The sequence below is a fragment of the Serpentinicella sp. ANB-PHB4 genome (genome assembly GCF_031432315.1).
Classification (GTDB): domain Bacteria; phylum Bacillota; class Clostridia; order Peptostreptococcales; family Natronincolaceae; genus Serpentinicella.
This window is the reverse complement of record NZ_JAVKGO010000007.1, coordinates 40,317-59,178: the sequence shown is the minus strand read 5'-3', so window position 1 is coordinate 59,178 and position 18,862 is coordinate 40,317. Positions and strand designations below refer to the sequence as shown.

Here is an 18,862-nt window from a genome sequence, read left to right as displayed (position 1 = left end):
TTCTCTGGAAGATCTCTAGCATTTAGACACAAATATATTACGTCCTATTATTTTGGCATTGCCAACTTTTTAGCTTGATCCCCTCCCACCGAGAGAAATTTTTATATAATAGGCAGGTCTCCTGGCTTTGAATCATTTTACTCGCCATCCCTTCCCGAAGTAGCCTTCAGTGGTATTTATGGCTTTCATCATCATTACAGTAACGGGGGTTGCAGAGGATTTACACCTCTTTCCCTTTTCATTCTTCTCAGAACACCTATTACAGTCTTTTTAAATTGTAACTATTATTTTATCACAACTTTAATGTTTTAATCCAGTGATATGTCACTTAATCAAATTGTATAATTACATTATTAAAGGTTTTCATAGAATAAATTTCAAAAATGTTACCTGAGGTGGCGCCTCATTTGTTGACTTGTATCATTGAATTTATAGCGAAAAGACAAGTCGACAAATTCGAAGCAGGGAAGGTATATTTTTCATATTTATTCTACTAAATTTCATTATGCAATTTCCTCAATTATTTAAGTTTATGAAAATAAAAAAATGCACGCTTCTTTGCGTGCATTTTTTCTATACTAAAATCCTCTAAGTTTAAAACGTTCTTTAAGACTTTTTTTATCTTGCATCTCATGCATAATATTTTGATATTCTTCTTTTAACATTACCACAGACGTTTTTAATTCACTTTGTTCTGATTTTAATTTTTCTGTTGAAGTCGTCAGTTCTTCTTTTTCTTCCCTTAGTTTTTCTATCGTTAAAATCAACTCTTCATGTTCTGCGTTTGTATCGCTTATGAAAGTTTGAAGGTCCAATTTTGTTTCCGTTAAAGCTAACTTCTCTTTTGTTAATTCATCAACCTGTTTCGTTAGATCAGAAATAAGCATTTCATTTTTCTCTGTTTCTGCTCGAGTCTCACTTAGCACTGTCTTTAAGCTATCAAGTTCAGCTTGTAAGTTTTCTTTTTGGTTTTTTAAGGATGTAACACTCTCGGTATGTTCAGTAACTTCTTTACTTAACGCATCTCTTTCTGTCGCTTTTGTCTCAACTTCAGTTAAAAGATTATCTCTTTGAAGTCTCTTATTCTCCATCTCCAAAGCAATTTTTTCCGTTTCAACTTCTGCTTTTTCTTTTTGTGTCATTAACTTATCCAGAGCAAGTTCTACTTTTTCTTTCTCTATCTTAATTTTTTCAAGTTCAAGCTCAAGTTTTGCTTTTAATTCTCGATTTCTTATTAGATCTCCATCTTGTTTATTTACCTTTTTAGCTCTTTCTGCAAGATTATTTAGAAAATCAGTGTTAAAATCCAAATTAAAATCATCCTTAGACACGTGAACATACCTCCTCAGTAAGAGATTCATAATCTTTGACACCTGTACTATTGGAATCGTATTCTAGTATCGTTTTGCAAAAAAATGGTGCTTCTATAAATTTTGCATTTTTTCTTATAGCTGTGTTAAATAAAAGATTTCCTAGTTTCTCCTTTAACTGCTTTCTCATTGATTTCATAACTTTTGCATTTGTTTCAAATTGTGTTAACAAAACACCTAATATTTTTAAACTTGGATTATGTTTTTCTTGTATGTCTGAGATTGTATCAAGTAGATAGGAAAATCCATCAAGGGCATATTTATCAATACGTATTGGTATAATTATATCGTTACTTGCAACTAGTGCATTCGTCGTTATTATATTAATTGCAGGGTCGTTATCTATTAAGCAATAATCATAGTTATCCTTAACTTTGTCTAGGGCTTGGGCTAACAGCGTTGGATTTTCTCCAATTTTTGTTTCTGCTGTAATATACCTTATATTACTAGGTACAATATGTACGTTTTTAACATTTGTTTCTAGTATAACATCTTCTATTTCAGCTTCTTTCAACATAACCTCTTGAATACAAGGGGACTCAGTGGCATATAGACCAAATCCACTAGTGGCATTTGCCTGTGGTGCATTATCTACTAATAACACCCGTTTTTCCTTAGAAGCTAGTATCGCTGCCAAACTGACAGTTGTTGTGGTTTTTGCAACTCCACCCTTTATATTATAGATACTTATTGTTCTCATTTAATCTACCCCCATGACAAATTAGTTAAGACAATACCCCGATTCTATAATTAATTTAACGTTTAATTGCATAGTCCTAATTGTATATATTTTAAAATTAATAGAAAATATTATATAGTGGAATTAACACTAGTTTACTATTGTTATTTCTATTCTTCTATTTCTAGATCTACCTTCCGGTGTCTTATTTGTATCTATTGGATTTTGCTCCCCATAACCACTAATAGATAGTCTATTTTCAGACACATCTTTATGCTCTATAAAGTATCTAGCAACATTTATGGCTCTTGCAGCAGAAAGTTCCCAATTCGACGGATATATAGGTGTATTCATTGGAATATTATCTGTGTACCCTTCAATAATCACGTTATTATCTATCTTATTAAGCTTATCCCCAATTTTATCTAATACCTTTAAGCCCTCATTAGAAATATATGCTTTTCCACTTGAAAAAAGTATATTATCTTCAAATCGAATTAAAAGGCCTCTTTCATTTTGTTCTATTTTCACACTATCTATTAAATCATTCTCTCTTAGAAAAAGAATAAACTCCTCGCTTGACTGATTCATATCTTCTTCAATATTTGTTAAACCGAATAACTTCTGCGATAGTTCTTCATTCTCCGAACTTAATTCATCAACTTTATCCGATAAGTCATCAACTTCATTTGCTAAAGTATTCTTCACTTGGGACAGCACACTATTTTCTTCTGCTGTTAAGACAAAGAATATAATAAAAAAACATAAAACTATAGTAATCATATCACTATAAGTAATAATCCAATTATTTGATAACTCTAGCTTATAATTTTTTTTATCTTTTTTCTGCTCCATATCATTAACCCCTTAAAAAGTCACCAAATGTTTCTGATTCTATTGTCTCAATCGTCCCTCTTTTTTTACCTGGATATAATAATCGCTCTTCTTCCTTTAACATAACATTCATTTTGTCAAAAACATTCCGTGCTGTATCATTTTTTGCAATTAATAATACACCTTCCGTTATAATTTCGTACTGTAACAAAATTTTATCTATATAATTTTGCATTCTTACCATTAGTGGCATAGCAACAAAACTTGCAATCATACTACCATACAGTGTACTTACTAAAGCTGATGCCATATTATCCATTATTAAATATGGTTGATCGATGCTGCCGAGCAGGCCAATTAACCCCACTAGTGTGCCTATTAGCCCTAGGGATGGTGCTACGTAGGCAATCATTTTTATCACATTGTATGATTTATACAAATTTGCTTTTCTAGCTTCCATATCTTTATCTAGTATATCTGAAATAACTTCAGGCTTTTTATAATCATTTAATAGAACCATTGCATCTCTTAGAAAAATATTCTTTTCGTTTTGAATATCCCCTTCAATCGAGAGTACACCTTCCCGCTTTACTTTGACCGCTAAGTTGTATACCCTAAAAACAACAGCGCTATAGTCCATTTTTTTTGTTAGACTTGCTTTTATCATTTTAAAAGTATCGATCAATACTTCTAATGGGAATCCTATAAGACATGCAATAAAAAGTCCCGTAAAAATAATTTGTAGCGCTGTTACATTCAATAGTGCTTTTAAGGATATGCCTCCGATTAATCCATGTATCAGTACAATAACACACAAAATAATAATAGATATTTTTATTTTTTCACGATTAAAATTAAGTTTCATTTTTGTTGCCTCCGTTAGAATTTACTTTGGCATAATTGTATCATATTCTAAAGGCTTATTGTTATCCTTCTTTAGTTTATTGTTTCCAAATACGTAACTCCCAATTAAACCACCTATTATTCCTCCTGCAACTGCAAAAACAATTGCCCCCAACACATTTAATGGCGGATTAAAACCAAAAGGCGCTAACATTCCTGGAATAGGTGATGCTGTTCCAGGTGCATTATTAATAATTCCAAAGTATGCTGCCGCAATGCCAGCTAACCCACCACCTAAGAAGTTGCTAGAATAAACCGGAACAGGATTGGCAGTAATAATGTCTGCTTGTGTTAAAGGTTCTAACATTACAGCGATTACATTACTAGAATCCCCAAGTTTTAATCTTTTGAAAAGAATCCCATTTGTAAAAGACCCACCAACACAAGCTATAGCAGCTATACCCATAGCAGGTCCTTGTAAAGCTAGCATAGCTGTTAAAGCCATTGAGCTAAGCGGCGAAGTACACATGACTTTAATTATTCCTCCAAGAAGAAATCCCATTAAATATGGTGACTGCTCTGCAGCTAATGAAATCATTCCACCGATATTAACTAGCGTCGCATTAACCAAAGGATCTATTGTAAAAGCCACTAATCTTGCAAATGGAGCAATTAAAAGCGCACCAACAATTATATCTAACCCCTTTGGCAGTTTTTTTTCTAAAATTGGACTGATTAATCCAACAAAGTACCCCGCAATAAATCCTGGTAATATTCCAAATCCACCTAATGCAGCCCCAGCAGTTACTGCAAATATCGGGTTAGTTCCCATGTTTAATGCTACTAGAATAGTTGCCGCTACGCCTCCCATACTACCTGCTACGTTTCCTACCTCACCTAAAAAAGTTAAGTTTAAAAAGTCACCATTTATATACTTATGGATGGCTTCTATTAAAAATGTCGCTACGGCTGCCCCAGCCAATCCCGACATTGCTTTACTACCCTTTGGTGCCTTAAGACTAAATCCAGAAAATAATATCAATATTAGTACAAGCAGACTCATTCCTTTTAAAATTTCCACTTTAAATTCCCCCTTTTATTATTCATTTTAAAAACCAAAAAGGACAAGGAGTAAAAAGCATCATTAACAAATGCTTTTTACTCCCTGTCCTTTTTATCTGAAAGTTTCCCATTATTGGTTGCTTCGTCGATGTCCTTACGGATCTCTCCAGGGTTGTGTTGGACCATTGTACTGGAACCTGAAAGCTTCAAAAACTAGTTGAGCGTACTAGTTTTTTTTCTTCTACGGTAATCCTTAAAAGGATTTCTCCAATGATCTTCATCCACCAATATTAAGTTATAAATTTAATTATATTAGCCAGTAAATCAATTTAATTAATCAGTTTATTTAATTATAAAATATAACTTCTTCATTTTCAATCACTACTATATATTACCTGTTAACAGAAGTCCTCTATAAAATTTGCTTTTATCTTCTTTAACCAGACCATATTTATTAATTAATCGCTCACTCACCTTAAGCAAATCTTCTATCTCACCAGACTTAAGTTCTAACTCTACTTCTGCAATGGGTTCTCTTTTATCCCCTGCTACTATTTCTCCGATATCTATTGCAAGCTCAATAAGTGTTTTTCCTATATTTAAATCTATTGTTTTTCTTGTAAATATCGTACGAAACAATTCAATTAAACTATGATCACCTAAAGCATTCTTCAGATCTATATCAATTCCATGATCCACAAAATAATCTAGTCGTGGTATCGGCTCGTTAATATTAACATTATACTCTCGTCTTTCATGCAAACCGTCCTTAGATACCCCTCTTGTTTTTACAGTAGCAACCCAACGTTGGTCTTCTTTTCTTATGCGGTAAGCATACCCTGATTTTTGAAGTTTTCCATGTACTGAATCTAAATATATTGCTTCAAAATCCTGTTCTTGTACTAAATTTGATTCCGCATAATATAATACAAAAGAATCTTTTAAAATTAATTCTACTAAACTCATTTTTGGCAATGTTAACTTTATTTCCACTTCATTTTCTTGTTTCATTTACATAACCTCTCTTCCTTATACTTTCTAAAATATAAAAAACAACTGATTGTTAAGCCTGTACTGCAATTAATATAAATTATTGCCATAAAAATTATTTTTTTGTAAATATAACATTTTTCTAATGAAATTAAAATCGTTTTATAGTATGATTAAATAAAATATTTTTATTGGTGGATGATAGAATATGAACACAACGAATACAACGAAGAATAATACATACAATAGTGACGTTCATGAGGTTTTTTCGGAAATTTTGTCAAACCTTCTTGATTTCACTCTTTATGGTGATGTAAACTTTTTGAACGAAATAAAACAACAATTAAATACAATATATAAAACAGCATCTGGACTAGGAATCGCAAGGTTAACTAACCTTTGTGATGAACTTATTAGTTTAGTAGATACCCTCGATACAAACTTTAATAGAAATAGTCCTATGGCCTACGACCTATTATTAACACTTTCAAAAATCAATAAAGAGATTAATGAGACCATGCATTACTCATCACGAAAATTCCATGATTTTCCTCAGCCTACAAATGGTGATTGGGAAAAATCCAGTTGGGTTCAAGAGTATACAAATATGACATATTCAGGAACGATTTTATTAGTAGATGATGATTTATTATTATTAGCTATCCTAGAAAAAATCTTTAGAAAAGAAGGCTACCATGTCCTTGTTTCTTCAAAATCTACTGAGGTTCTTGAAATTATTAAAGAAAATGCAATAGATATCGTGCTTTTAGATTTGATTATGCCCGAGAAAAATGGTTTTGAAGTTTATAGTGAAATTAAAAGTGAAAAACCAGATATTGCAGTTATCTTCTTAACTGCTAATACTAAAATGGAGGACAAAATTAAAGCTTTAAAAGCAGGCGTAGATGGTTATATCACGAAACCATTCCAAGAACAAGAAGTTATCGCCAATGTTGAAAGTATTCTTAAAAAAGGGAATTTGCAAAAGTCAGTTATAGAAGATTCTTTGACCGGCGCATACACTCGTAAGTTTTTTAAACGTCGATTCGAGGAAGAACGTAAACGATTCGTGGAAAAGGGTTCTCATTTCTCTATTGCATTTTTAGACATTGACCATTTTAAAAAAGTAAATGATACTTTTGGCCATATTATAGGAGACTATGTTCTAAAAGGCTTTGCACAAGAGATTAAAGACCGAATTAGAGATTCGGATGAACTTTATCGTTTTGGTGGCGATGAGTTTTTAATCCTTTTTAAAGATACCCTTCAAGAGGACGCATATATGGTACTTGAAAGAATTCGAGAGCATATTGAAAATAAAACCTTCACCTTTGATAACAAAGATCTTTCTATAAATATCTCCTTTAGCGCTGGCATTAGTATGATTCAGGAGAACAATGATGATATGGAAACCATTCTTGACAAAGCGGACAAAGCACTTTATAAATCAAAGGAGTCCGGCAGAGGCCAAACAACCCTAAATCAATCTGACACCAAACCTATTGGAAATAATAAAAAAGTACTAATTGCTGAAGAAACTAGCATAGTGGGCAATTTAGTGAAGTCCCGATTATCTACATTAGGTTACCATGTACAATTTGCTCCGGATAAAGAAAAACTATTTGGGAAACTTGAACAATATAATCCTGACCTATTACTTTTCGATGTTTCCCACTCAGATTTTGAAAATAAAGATCTTTTAGGAGATATACTTCGTGAAAATGATGATATGAAAGTAATCATTTCTTCATCTAAAATAGATGATCAAGAAATAAATCAATATCTTAATTTAGGTATTAATGACTTTGTTAAAAAACCATTTTCGTTACAGGATCTTGAACAGCGAGTAAGACGACTATTACAATAGTTTTATATTTTAAATCTAAAGGGAATGCTACGCATTCCCTTTAACATTATCTTCTATTCTTTTTCATCTTCTGTACTTTCAAAAACATCTTCATTTTTTAGTATAGTGTATAAATAGTCAAAAATTACAATAGCAGAAAGAATGGTAATACCAACATTTAATAATTTAAAGTCATAATAAATATTAAAGAACCCCAAACCGCATATGAAAGGAATAGCAAAAGAAATTTTTGTTTCTCTTTGGGTTAAATATTTAATTAAAATAAGTAAAAAAGTAATAGCAAAAAATAATGCACCTAGTATCCCTGCCACCTGTTTAGTATTTGTAAATTCAGGGTTAATTACTTTGAAGTCCATAAGTCCAAATAAAACAAGTAATAAAGCAGTCACTCCTAAAATTGCAATAGAAACATATTTAATGTATTTATTAACCATATTCATTCTCCTTTCTTCAATATATTTAATATATTCCCTCTTGTCTAACTAGCAAAACAAAATTCTACATAGATTTATATATTATTTCTAAACGAATACAAAAATACCCTTTTAAAATTTGAAGGGTATTTAGTATTTCATCTAGTTTTCCTTATAATAACACCTTTTTGGAGAAAATACTTTCTCCTCTTTTTTTAGTTTCTTTATTGCTTTATCAACCTCAGCTTTTTCTATCCCTGCTTTTTCTGCAATCTCAGCAGATTTCATCGGATCAGCTGACTCACTTAATGTCTTTAAAACCAATTCCTCATTATTCAAAAATGACCATCCTCTCTGATACGTACTTTAAGTTCTAGCAGCTAATAAAAGCCACAATAATTTTATATCCACAAAATTAAATTTTAGACAGTCATTTATTCACATTTTTTGTGTTTTATTCCACATCTGCATTTATTTTGTCTTTAGCTTTATTTTTATTGATTAACAAACCTGTAAGCACAGCTGTAATCGGTACGCATAGTACCAAACCAATACTTCCGGCTAAAGCTCGTATAATCTCTGTAGCAATTAAATCCATATTTATAATACTCATTAAAGATTCTTGATAGGCTGTGAATAATAATAATAGTGGGATTGTACTACCAGCATAAGCTAAAATTAGTGTATTTGCCATTGTCCCCATAATATCTTTTCCTACATTCATCCCTGATAAAACCAATTCTTTTGTAGTCAATGTAGGATTTGCAGATCTTACCTCTTCAATTGCAGAAGCAATTGACATACCAACATCCATGATTGCTCCTAAAGCACCCATAATAATACCAGCAAATAGTAGTCCATTAAAGTTAAACTCAACTTCTTGTGGGATATACATTAGCATCATCGCTTCTTGAGAAGATAATCCTGTTAATCTTGCATTTGTTCCCACTACATACGCAATTATTCCAGAAACTAAAACACTACAAAAAACACCTATAATAGCAGCTAAACTTTTGCGGTTCAACCCACCTACTACAGTAATTGTAATAACCGTTATTACGATAGATATACCAACAGTTAATAAAATTGGACTGTAACCAGCAAGTAACCCTGGTAGTAACACCTTCAAAATAAGACCGACGGTTAGTGCAAGTGTCAGTAGGGTCTTTAACCCTTTCAAACCACCAATTATCAATAATAGGGCTACAAAAATTGCTAATACAATTTTTATATAGCCTTCTCTAGCATATTCTGCTATATGAGCATCTATTTCATTACCGCCACGCTCGTCAATTGCTACTAGAACATTGTTTCCTGCTTCAACAGGTACATCGTAGCCGATATCACCGGTAAGGGCATGTACCGTTTCTACCTGTCTTCCTTTATATTCACCGGATAAAATTTCAACTGTAACAATCATTGTTTCTTGAAAAAAGTCACTACCTAAAATATCTAAATCTGTATCTCCTGAGGTTGGCTGCACACTCAAGACTTTCGCCTTTTCTATAACCTGTTCATAATCTACATCCTGCCCCATAGCAGTATAAGACATAGCCAAGCTCATTAATATTGTTAGTATAAGAAATAATCCAATTCTTTTCCTCATTAGTTGACTCCTTTCTAGTGACCATAAATATATTACAGTAATATTTGCACATATAAATATATTATACACTACTCTGTTCCCTATTTACAGTCATTAAGATAGGTTTTTGTCCAATAATGTCGATGAAAAGTTTTACAATATCCAATAATAATAACAAGTCAAAAGTCAAAACCGAGATCCTTCGCGAACTCAGGATGACATTGCTTGTCATTCCCCTCTGTGTAAGCGACTGACACGAAACTTCTCTTCGGTCATCTGCTTGCACTCTGCGTAAGCGACTGACACGAAACTTCTCTTCGGTCATCTGCTTATGAACGGCAGTGAAGAATCTCGATTTTAAACGTTTCTTCCACAGGCTCAGGATGACAATTCATCGTGTCTCACTACATAAAAAGACCATGGTTATAAACCATGGTCTAAGTAAAATCTATTTTTTTATTTTTGTAAATAATATGGCTCCTAAAATAACAATCGCTCCTATAACAATGTATAATGTATATCCCCCAGCCTCAGAGTCCTCTTCTTCCTCTTCTTCAGGCATTGAGATGATACTAGCTTCGTCTTCACCAGTCTCAATATCATCACCCACGACATTTTCTTCAGTATCAACTGAAACAATTTTTGCTTCACCCTCACCAATTTCTATATCCTCTCCAACCACTTCATCGGTGGATATAATATTGTATTCTCCATCATCTACAATAGCGTCTTCTTGTGGATTTTCACGCTCAATGATATCTTTTTCTCTTCCTTCTACCACATTCTCATCATCTTCAGGTAAAATTAGTAGTTCTCCTTCTTTTACTTCATCACTAGATACAGGAGTGTCTCGTTCATCTGCATAAGCAACGGTTTGAAACATCATTAACACTAGCGCAAATACAATAAATATAACACTGAATTTCGATTTTTTTAATATCATATAATCATCCCTTTCTTATAAATTTGTTTCTTTATTATTTTAGACGGGAATAATTTAATAAAGTTCCATAAAAACTTTGTTTTTATGGAACTTTATACTATGACTTATACTGAGGCTCTATATTCACTTTCTTTAATCTTAAGGAATTATAAACAACGTTTAATGAACTAATTGACATGGCTGCAGCACCAATCATTGGATGTAGCAACCCTAGCATTGCCACTGGTATTGCAATGGCATTGTAAAACCATGCCCAGAAATAATTTTCTTTAATTTTTCTAAAGGTTGCTTTAGAAAGCTTAATCGCTGAAATAATACCTCCTAAATCTCCTCTAACTAAGGTTACGTCAGCGGCTTCAATTGCAATATCCGTTCCTGTACCAATAGCAATCCCTACATTTGACTGTTTAAGCGCTGGTGCATCGTTTATACCATCTCCAACCATTGCAACGGTATCATATTGGTTTTGGAGTCTTACAACCTCATCTACCTTACCATCTGGAAGGACCTCTGATATAACGTGACTAATTCCAACTTTTTTACCAATTGCTAGGGCAGTTCGTTTATTGTCCCCTGTGATCATTGCAGTTTTAATTCCCATTTTTTCAAGCTCAAGAATTGCTTCTATCGACTCTTCTTTAATTGGATCTGCTACTGCAATAATCCCTATTAACACATCATCCTTAGCAACCATCATAGCGGTTTTTGCTTCTTCTTCAAGATTAACTAAAGATTTCTCAAAGGATGCATAATCCACTTGATTTTCTTCCATTAATTTTCGATTACCAACAAGCACTTTATGGCCATCAATGTTACCAATAACACCTTTCCCTACAATTGCATTAAATTCTTTTACCTCACCAAATTTAATCCCTACACTTTTTGCTTTTTCAATAATGGAGTGGGCCAATGGATGCTCCGATGCTTCCTCAATTGTCCCAGCAAAGTATAATAAAGTTTTTTCATCTACTTCATCCCCAAGGGAAATGTCAGTGACTTCAGGTTTTCCTTTAGTAATTGTACCTGTTTTATCAAAGGCAATTGCTTTGATATCTTTAAAGGTTTGAACCGCTTCACCATTTCTAATCAAAATTCCTTTTTCTGCACCAATACCACTACCAACCATAAGTGCTGTAGGTGTTCCTAACCCAAGTGCACATGGACAAGCAATAACTAGTACTGCTGTTGCTGTAACAAAAGCTGTTGTTAGGGGTGTCATGTCTGGATTAACCCAAGGAAGATAATTGGCTCCCCAAGCCATAATACTATGATGAAAATCTGGAAAGACATTAAAAGATATAAATGTACCTAAGGTAAGGACCATAATAATTGGTACAAAGTATCCAGTTATACGATCTGCAAACTCCTGTATTGGAACCTTTGACCCTTGACATTCTTCTACCATCTTTATAACCTGAGATAAGAAGGTATCTTTACCTACCTTCGATACTTTAATTTTTAATAATCCTTGCTTGTTTAATGTGGCACCTATTACCTCATGGTCTTTTTCTCGTTTAACCGGCATAGACTCCCCAGTAGCCATTGATTCATCAACCAAACTTGATCCATCAACAACCACACCATCTGTAGGAATCTTTTCCCCAGGCCTTACAACCATAATATCTCCCACCTGTAGATCTTTTACAGGTACTTCAACTTCTTCTCCGTCAATTATAATTTTAGCCGTTTTTGCTCCCATTTGAATCAACTTTTTAATTGCTTGAGATGCTCTTCCTTTTGCTTTTACCTCTAAATACTTACCAACTAAATGGAATGACATAATAGTCGTTGCCATCTCTATAAAAGTTTGGATTGGTAAAAACAATCCTAATAAACCAATTAAGTATGGCGGTAATGAGCCTAAAGAAACCAACACATCCATATTCGGACTCTTGTTTTTTAGCGCTTTAAAACTCGCTTTATGCACTGGCAACCCAGTACCAAATATAATCGGAATACCTAGCACCGCAACAATTGGTAAATAAAATGGAACTGGTGTTATGAACATATGCACAATCATTAATCCCATAATTGCAGTAGTGAATGCTACGGATGTTAGCATCGTTTTCTTTGCCTTTTGTACCTTTACTTCATCTTCGTCAACCTCTTGTTGATCCGATTCCTCATCTATCATTAAGTCAAATCCGATTCCTGAAACTTTTCTTTTCATATCAATTAACCTAATTTTTGCAGGATCATATTCTACGCTCACTTTTTCTACGGCTAAATTAACGTTGGCTTGTACAATACCCTCCATTTTGTTTAAGGTTTTCTCAACATTGTTTGCACAGGAACTACAAGTCATCCCCTTTAACTTTAATGTAACCTTTTCTATTTTATTTGCTTCACTTTCTACCTTTGCACCATATCCTAAATCCTGTAAGATATCTGTTAACTGATCAAGGTTTACTTTATCTTTATCATATTCAACTTGTGCTTTCTCTGCAGCGAAATTGATATTTGCTTGTTTCACACCTTCGGTTTTGTTTAGCTTCTTTTCAATATTTAAAGCACAACTGCTACAGGACATACCCTCTATATTAAAAGTCGTTTTATTTGTTTTGTTTTCGTTACCCACTAGTCTCCCTCCGTTCGTTAGTTATCTTTTTTATTTTGATCCTCTATTGAACAACAACTTGAATTGTTAGCGTCACTGGATGATTTACCACAACAACCGCCTCTTCGCATTAAAAACATAATCCAAGCTGCTACAAATACAACAAACAGAATATCAGTCATCATTTTTCCTCCTCACTTATATTTACCCTTTTAAGAGGAATTATAATCTTTTATATACCCCTATGTAGTATATGATACCCCCTATAGGTATAATTGTCAAGGAACGAAATAAAGCAGCTATTGTACTATTCACCCAATAGCTGCTTTATGCTTAAGATTTATTTTTAGGTAAAATCACCTTAAATGTGGTTCCTTTTCTATGGGTACTAGTCACTGATATACTACCTCCATGGGCCTCTACAAGACGCTTGGAAATTGATAACCCTATACCAGTCCCCCCTGTTTTCCTATTTCTTGATAGATCCCCTCTGTACATCCGTTCAAAAATATAAGGGATATCCTTTTGTTCTATTCCAATACCTGTATCTTTAATTGTTATAATTATATTTTCTTTTGCTTCTTGTAATTCAATATCTATCTTGCCCTTTTCCGGTGTATATTTTAATGCATTAGAAAGGAGATTAATAACAATTTGCCTAACTTTATTTCGATCTGCTTGAATTGTAATATCACTTCTAATATCTACTTTCAATTCTAGGGATTTTTCCTTTATTTGACTTTGAAATCCTTGCATAACCTCGTTTAAATCCTTTGATAAATTATAATGTTCTAAATCTAGTTTTAGTTCATGACTTTCAATATGATTTAAGTGCTTTAACTCATCAACTAACTTAATTAAACGAACCACCTCATTTTTACAAACATCTAACTTTTCTTTTGATGGCTCCCATACCCCATCCCGCATTGCTTCAACATGGCTTTGTAAAATAGTTAAGGGTGTTCTCAGTTCATGGGATATATCAGAAGTCAACCGTTTTCTAAGTTGCTCTTGCTCTCTTAAAGAACTTGACAGATGATTAATGGATTGGGATAACTGTTGAAGCTCTAAAGTATTGTTGGATGTTGCAACTTTCTTATCCCATTTACCTTTTTTCATGTCATTAGCAACTTCAGTCATTTCTATAATAGGCCTTGAAAAACGATTTGTTATTCCAAATCCTATTAGAATGGCTACAAATATGGATATAACAGCTGCATAAAAAATTGTATAGTTAATCCCGCTGGTAAATGCAAGCTCTCTTTCAGTTATTGCAAAGGGTCCTATATGCCCTAACTCAAGTCTGCCAATAATCTGATCATCAGCTATAAGTGCATATTGATCAATAACATAATTTTCTTCCCGCAATTGTTCTGGTCTTAAATGATGGTGAGGATGCCTTCTTCTATGCCAATTTCCAAAGAACCTATGTCTTCCTATTCGCCCCATCATCCATTGATGCTCTCTAAGGGTATCAGTGGGCATATTTTTCTCCATTAAAACATTTTCATTCCGGTCTCTTATTGTAATATCAAATTCATCAATATAGGCTGATAACTCAATATTTTTAAGTGCACCAGCTTCCCATCCGTCATTAACTTTATAAACCTGTTCTATCATCTCAATTAAATGCTGTACTTTATTGTCATGTTCTTGAATCATATACTGATCAAATTCTGTAAATAACCTCATATTAATCAAAACACTAATTAATACGATTGTTATAATCGCACCACCAACAATAAATAAAACCAATCGAGTTCTTAATTTTAATAACAATTTATTCACCTACAAACTTATATCCTGCACCATATACAGTTACAATATATTTTCTTTCTTTACTCTCCGTTTTTTGTCTAATGTTTTTAATATGGGTATCAATCGTACGCTCATACCCTTCATAATCATAACCTAGTATTTTTGTTACTAGTTCTTCACGACTAAAAACCTTCCCAGGATTTTGTGCTAACAAAGCAAGTATCTTAAATTCTGTATTAGTCAATTCTACTAATTTTTCTTGTTTAAACACTTCCCTACGATCTATATGAATTTTTAAATCTTTATTGTTAAAAGAAATAATATTGGCAATAATTCCTTCATTTCTATGCCGACGTAAAATTGCTTTTACCCTTGCAATAAGTTCTTTAGGACTAAAAGGTTTAACTAGATAATCATCCGCACCTATGTTCAAACCATAAACTCGATCTTCTTCCGCAACTTTTGCCGTAAGCATTAAAATAGGTACCTGTGATTGTAACCGGATTTTTTGACACACTTCTTCTCCAGACAAATCAGGAAGCATTAAATCTAAGATAACAAAATTCACTGTAGACTGCTCAATTTCTTTCAAAGCCTCTTTTCCATTAGTAGCTAAAGTAACTTGATAACCCTCTTTTTCTAAATAAGCTTTTATTACATCAGAAATATGATTTTCATCCTCTACAACTAACACTTTAAGTTCTTGGTCCATCAACCCACCCCTTCTTATTAGAGAAAAAACATTTAATATTTATCATTCAAATTAACCCTTTGTAACTTTTAAATTAAATAAAAATGTCCAGTATATTTATTTATACTGAACATTATACCCTAGTTCATTGACTAGAAACCCATCATTCTTCCTCTAGTATTAAAATTACCTCTTCTGCCACCCATCATTCTACCTGGCATAAAACCTCGTCTTCCATAACCTTCTTCTCTCATAAATTCTTGCATACTTTCAAATTCTTCATCGGTCATATTGATCATATAATCTCGCATTCCTTCAATATCACCATTCTCCATAATCTCTGCCATTTCATCATAGCCATTTTCTCTTAAGCGATCTTGCATATAATCATCTTCAAAACAATGATTATAAAAACCTCTGTTTCCTCTCCCTAAAAAGTTAGTGTCACTATCTTGGGCATAAGCTACAGTCCCAACCCCTAATGCTGCGATCACTACTCCCAACGTTAGTATATATCTTTTTTTCATCTTTTTGTCCTCCTTTTATTTAATAATGATTGTAAATTCATTATAGTAAAAGACTTTGTAGAAATTATGAAGATTTTTAAATAAGTCAGGAAATTGCAAAGTTACATCATTAAAGGTTTATATAGAATAAATATACAAAATAGCGACTAAGGTCGCTTTCGCTAGGAAACCCTAGGTTTCCTTCGACAACAGCAAAGCTGTCTGAGCACCTTCCTGAGTACGGGTAGGGGATTTCATCCCCTACAACCCCTATTCATATAGCAAGAAAATACTATTTTCTTACTATATGAATGTTACCTGAGGTCGCGCCTCATTTGTTGACTTGTATCATTATATTCTCCATACCAAACAAGTCAACAAATTCGAAGCAGGGAAGGTATATTTTTATATTTATTCGACTAAATTTAGTTATGCAATTTCCTCAAGTTTTTCTACACTTATAAATAAAAGCTGGTGGAATATTAAATAGCTGAAAGTCTAACTTAACCGAAGGGTACAGCTCTCTAAGGACTTTCAAGTGATTTAAAGAGTATTGAAAAGTTCTAAATTCTCCTTCTTTACTAAGCAGGTCAAAAGTATGGTACATAATTCTATGTCCCATATCTTTGGGTAATACAGTAAAAGGTAGACCAGATATAACAAAATCTATTTGTTCTTTCCCTTTTTCTCTTAAATAATGTTTAACAAACTCAGCACTATCGTTAATCACCCACGTATTGTTCTCCTTTGATTCAAACTTTTTTAAACTTTTGTATAGTTCTTCATTCAACTCAAAGGTCATAAATAATGCGCTTTTCTTTTTTCTTTTTATAATCTCTTTTGTAAATACACCTGTTCCTGCACCATATTCTACAATACAATCAGCGCTTTTAAAATCCATTTCTTTTAACATACTTTTACATAAAAGTCTTGAACTAGGCGTTACTGATCCCACAGACTTTGGCTCATGTATAAAATTTTTAAGAAACATTTTATATTCATTTCCCATTTCATCTCAACTCCTAATATTTTCACACTTATATCAGAAGTTTTAACCCTTTAAACTTTTTTATACTTAGGGTACTGTTGTTTAAGTATTTACAGGGCGTATTTTTTTCCTCATAAATTGTTAAAGCTTTCTTTAAAAGTTCTTTACATTTCTTCATTCAGTTTTAAAACTACTATCCTATACTATAATCAAACAAATAAAAAATTTTGAAGGGAGAAATTAAAATGTTAAAAAAATTAGGTTTATGTTTATTAATTTTTACAATGATGATATCCATAATCGCCTGTGAAGTAGGTAATCCTAAACCTTATCCAGAGGAACCAAATCATGATCACACGCCAGAAGAAAATCAATTAAGTAGCGTTTCTCTACACTATGTAAAAAAATCATATCTTCAGAGTGGGGATTTAAGTCAAGGTATAACTACCCCAGTTGAAAAAGAAATCAATTTGGATAATCGTCCAATCGAAGAAGTAATCTTAACTGAACTTCAAAAACAACCCGAAGATAACACTTTAGTTACAGTAATTGATAACTTTACATTTTTAGGTGTCACGATAAAAGATAATACCGCCCATGTGGATATTGATAGCACAAACCTACATGGTGGCTCTTTAGAAGAAACATCCGGTATCACTCAAATCGTTTTATCATTAATTGAATTAAATCATATTGATAAAGTACAATTTTTAGTAAATGGGAATAAACAAGCATCCCTCATGGGACACTTTGATACCTCAAAACCTTTAAGCAAAGAAAATATTATGTTAGATCAGTCAAAAACAATTGACACCACTACAGAAATGTCACAGCCGTCTGAACCAAAACAACCAACCCAGCCAAAACAACCGACTAAACCAGCAAGTACTACCGAACAAAAACAGAATGTAACCCTATATTATATTAATGAAAAGTATGTTTCTACAGGAGATGAAAGTTTAGAAAAGACAGTCTCGGTTAAAAAAGCCCTAAACCCTGGTACTAAATCTATTGAACTAGCATTATTAAATGAACTAAGAAAACATCCATCAAATGGAATAACTACTATGTCAAATTTAGAAATTTTAAACGCTAACGCATCAAATAAAATAGCCAACGTAAATATCTCTAGTAAAAATCTTGAGGGGGCTTCATTAGATGAAAGATTGATTATTACCCAAATAGTATATACCTTAACGGAACTTTCTAACGTCAACAGTGTGCAAATATTAGTTGATGGCAATAAAAGAGAAACTTTAATGGGGCACATCAATATCCAAAATCCTTTAACTAGAAAGGACTTAACTGTTACAGCTACAGAAAATCCGATTGAATTATTTGATATAAATATGTATTACATGAATAAAGAATATCTGGAAACTGGAAATGAAAAATTACCAAAGATGTCCACAATACGTAGAACCTATTCTCGCGGCGCTTATTCCATTGAAGCAGTTATTCTTGCAGACCTAAAGAAGCAGCCTTGGAACAATAGTCTAGTTACCACTTTAGAAGATATAGAAATAATTGACGTAGAAACAACAAATAAGCTTGCAACAGTAAATATTGCAAATAAAAACTTAACCGGAAGTTCCCTACAAGAATCCGCAGTAATAGCTCAAATTATTTTAACCTTAACGCAACTGCCAGAGGTTGATCAGGTACAAATACTTGTAGATGGGTCTAAACAAGAAACCCTTATGGGACATATTGAAATATCAAATCCCCTTAGTCCTAATACTATCCATTAAGACGAAAGGATCAGTCAAATTTTTG

The 18,862-nt window shown here is 32.8% G+C and carries 18 protein-coding genes and 2 riboswitches; of the genes, 2 read left to right on the top strand and 16 right to left on the bottom strand.

Annotation, left to right across the window (positions count from 1 at the left end; all coding sequences use genetic code 11):
* Window positions 1–94 precede the first annotated feature (94 nt).
* Window positions 95–275: riboswitch (cobalamin riboswitch) on the bottom strand.
* 303 nt (window positions 276–578) lie between these two features.
* From RH915_RS07335 to RH915_RS07310, 6 genes are all read right to left on the bottom strand, one after another.
* Window positions 579–1,331 (bottom strand): hypothetical protein, encoded by a 753-nt coding sequence (locus tag RH915_RS07335; protein ID WP_310478974.1) that lies wholly within the window; start codon window positions 1,329–1,331, stop codon window positions 579–581.
* Entirely contained in the window at window positions 1,324–2,070 is a 747-nt protein-coding gene (locus RH915_RS07330; RefSeq protein WP_310478972.1) for a ParA family protein, read from the bottom strand. The genes RH915_RS07335 and RH915_RS07330 overlap by 8 nt, the downstream gene beginning before the upstream one ends.
* A 129-nt stretch (window positions 2,071–2,199) precedes the next feature.
* Window positions 2,200–2,904, bottom strand: coding sequence for an OmpA/MotB family protein (locus RH915_RS07325; protein WP_310478970.1), 705 nt, complete (start codon window positions 2,902–2,904; stop codon window positions 2,200–2,202).
* Window positions 2,905–2,908: 4 nt separating this feature from the next.
* On the bottom strand, window positions 2,909–3,748 hold the full coding sequence (locus tag RH915_RS07320) for a motility protein A (RefSeq protein ID WP_310478968.1): 840 nt from the start codon (window positions 3,746–3,748) through the stop codon (window positions 2,909–2,911).
* Between the two features lie 21 nt (window positions 3,749–3,769).
* Complete coding sequence (locus RH915_RS07315) at window positions 3,770–4,807, bottom strand: PTS sugar transporter subunit IIC (RefSeq protein WP_310478966.1); 1,038 nt, start codon at window positions 4,805–4,807, stop codon at window positions 3,770–3,772.
* Between the two features lie 74 nt (window positions 4,808–4,881).
* A riboswitch (glycine riboswitch) is annotated at window positions 4,882–4,968 on the bottom strand.
* 204 nt (window positions 4,969–5,172) lie between these two features.
* A complete protein-coding gene (locus tag RH915_RS07310) occupies window positions 5,173–5,799 on the bottom strand; it encodes a CYTH domain-containing protein (protein WP_310478964.1) in 627 nt (208 codons plus the stop codon).
* Between the two features lie 187 nt (window positions 5,800–5,986).
* On the opposite strand from RH915_RS07310, the gene RH915_RS07305 reads away from it, so the two are divergent.
* A complete protein-coding gene (locus RH915_RS07305; protein ID WP_310478962.1) occupies window positions 5,987–7,645 on the top strand; it encodes a GGDEF domain-containing response regulator in 1,659 nt (552 codons plus the stop codon).
* Window positions 7,646–7,698: 53 nt separating this feature from the next.
* Here RH915_RS07305 and RH915_RS07300 read toward each other — a convergent pair whose 3' ends face one another.
* From RH915_RS07300 to RH915_RS07255, 10 genes are all read right to left on the bottom strand, one after another.
* A complete protein-coding gene (locus RH915_RS07300; protein ID WP_310478960.1) occupies window positions 7,699–8,079 on the bottom strand; it encodes a hypothetical protein in 381 nt (126 codons plus the stop codon).
* A gap of 141 nt (window positions 8,080–8,220) precedes the next feature.
* Window positions 8,221–8,397, bottom strand: a complete 177-nt coding sequence (locus RH915_RS07295; protein ID WP_310478958.1) for a MarR family transcriptional regulator — start codon at window positions 8,395–8,397, stop codon at window positions 8,221–8,223.
* 115 nt (window positions 8,398–8,512) lie between these two features.
* The gene (locus tag RH915_RS07290) at window positions 8,513–9,664 is read right to left on the bottom strand and encodes a YibE/F family protein (protein WP_310478957.1); all 1,152 of its coding nucleotides are present in this window, start codon (window positions 9,662–9,664) and stop codon (window positions 8,513–8,515) included.
* A 427-nt stretch (window positions 9,665–10,091) separates the two neighbouring features.
* Window positions 10,092–10,586 carry a hypothetical protein gene (locus tag RH915_RS07285; RefSeq protein WP_310478955.1) on the bottom strand — a complete coding sequence of 165 codons (495 nt, stop codon included), beginning with the start codon at window positions 10,584–10,586 and terminating at the stop codon, window positions 10,092–10,094.
* A 97-nt stretch (window positions 10,587–10,683) separates the two neighbouring features.
* A complete protein-coding gene (locus RH915_RS07280; protein WP_310478953.1) occupies window positions 10,684–13,164 on the bottom strand; it encodes a heavy metal translocating P-type ATPase in 2,481 nt (826 codons plus the stop codon).
* Window positions 13,165–13,181: 17 nt separating this feature from the next.
* Window positions 13,182–13,325: a hypothetical protein gene (locus RH915_RS07275; protein ID WP_310478950.1), complete on the bottom strand. Its 144-nt coding sequence runs from the start codon at window positions 13,323–13,325 to the stop codon at window positions 13,182–13,184.
* Window positions 13,326–13,476: 151 nt separating this feature from the next.
* A complete protein-coding gene (locus RH915_RS07270; RefSeq protein WP_310478948.1) occupies window positions 13,477–14,922 on the bottom strand; it encodes a sensor histidine kinase in 1,446 nt (481 codons plus the stop codon).
* Between the two features lies 1 nt (window position 14,923).
* The gene (locus RH915_RS07265; RefSeq protein ID WP_310478947.1) at window positions 14,924–15,613 is read right to left on the bottom strand and encodes a response regulator transcription factor; all 690 of its coding nucleotides are present in this window, start codon (window positions 15,611–15,613) and stop codon (window positions 14,924–14,926) included.
* A gap of 131 nt (window positions 15,614–15,744) precedes the next feature.
* Window positions 15,745–16,119 carry a hypothetical protein gene (locus RH915_RS07260; protein WP_310478945.1) on the bottom strand — a complete coding sequence of 125 codons (375 nt, stop codon included), beginning with the start codon at window positions 16,117–16,119 and terminating at the stop codon, window positions 15,745–15,747.
* Window positions 16,120–16,540: 421 nt separating this feature from the next.
* The gene (locus tag RH915_RS07255) at window positions 16,541–17,107 is read right to left on the bottom strand and encodes a class I SAM-dependent methyltransferase (protein WP_310478944.1); all 567 of its coding nucleotides are present in this window, start codon (window positions 17,105–17,107) and stop codon (window positions 16,541–16,543) included.
* Window positions 17,108–17,331: 224 nt separating this feature from the next.
* Here RH915_RS07255 and RH915_RS07250 point away from each other — a divergent pair, with 224 nt between their 5' ends.
* Entirely contained in the window at window positions 17,332–18,837 is a 1,506-nt protein-coding gene (locus tag RH915_RS07250; protein WP_310478943.1) for a GerMN domain-containing protein, read from the top strand.
* The last annotated feature ends 25 nt before the right edge of the window (window positions 18,838–18,862 follow it).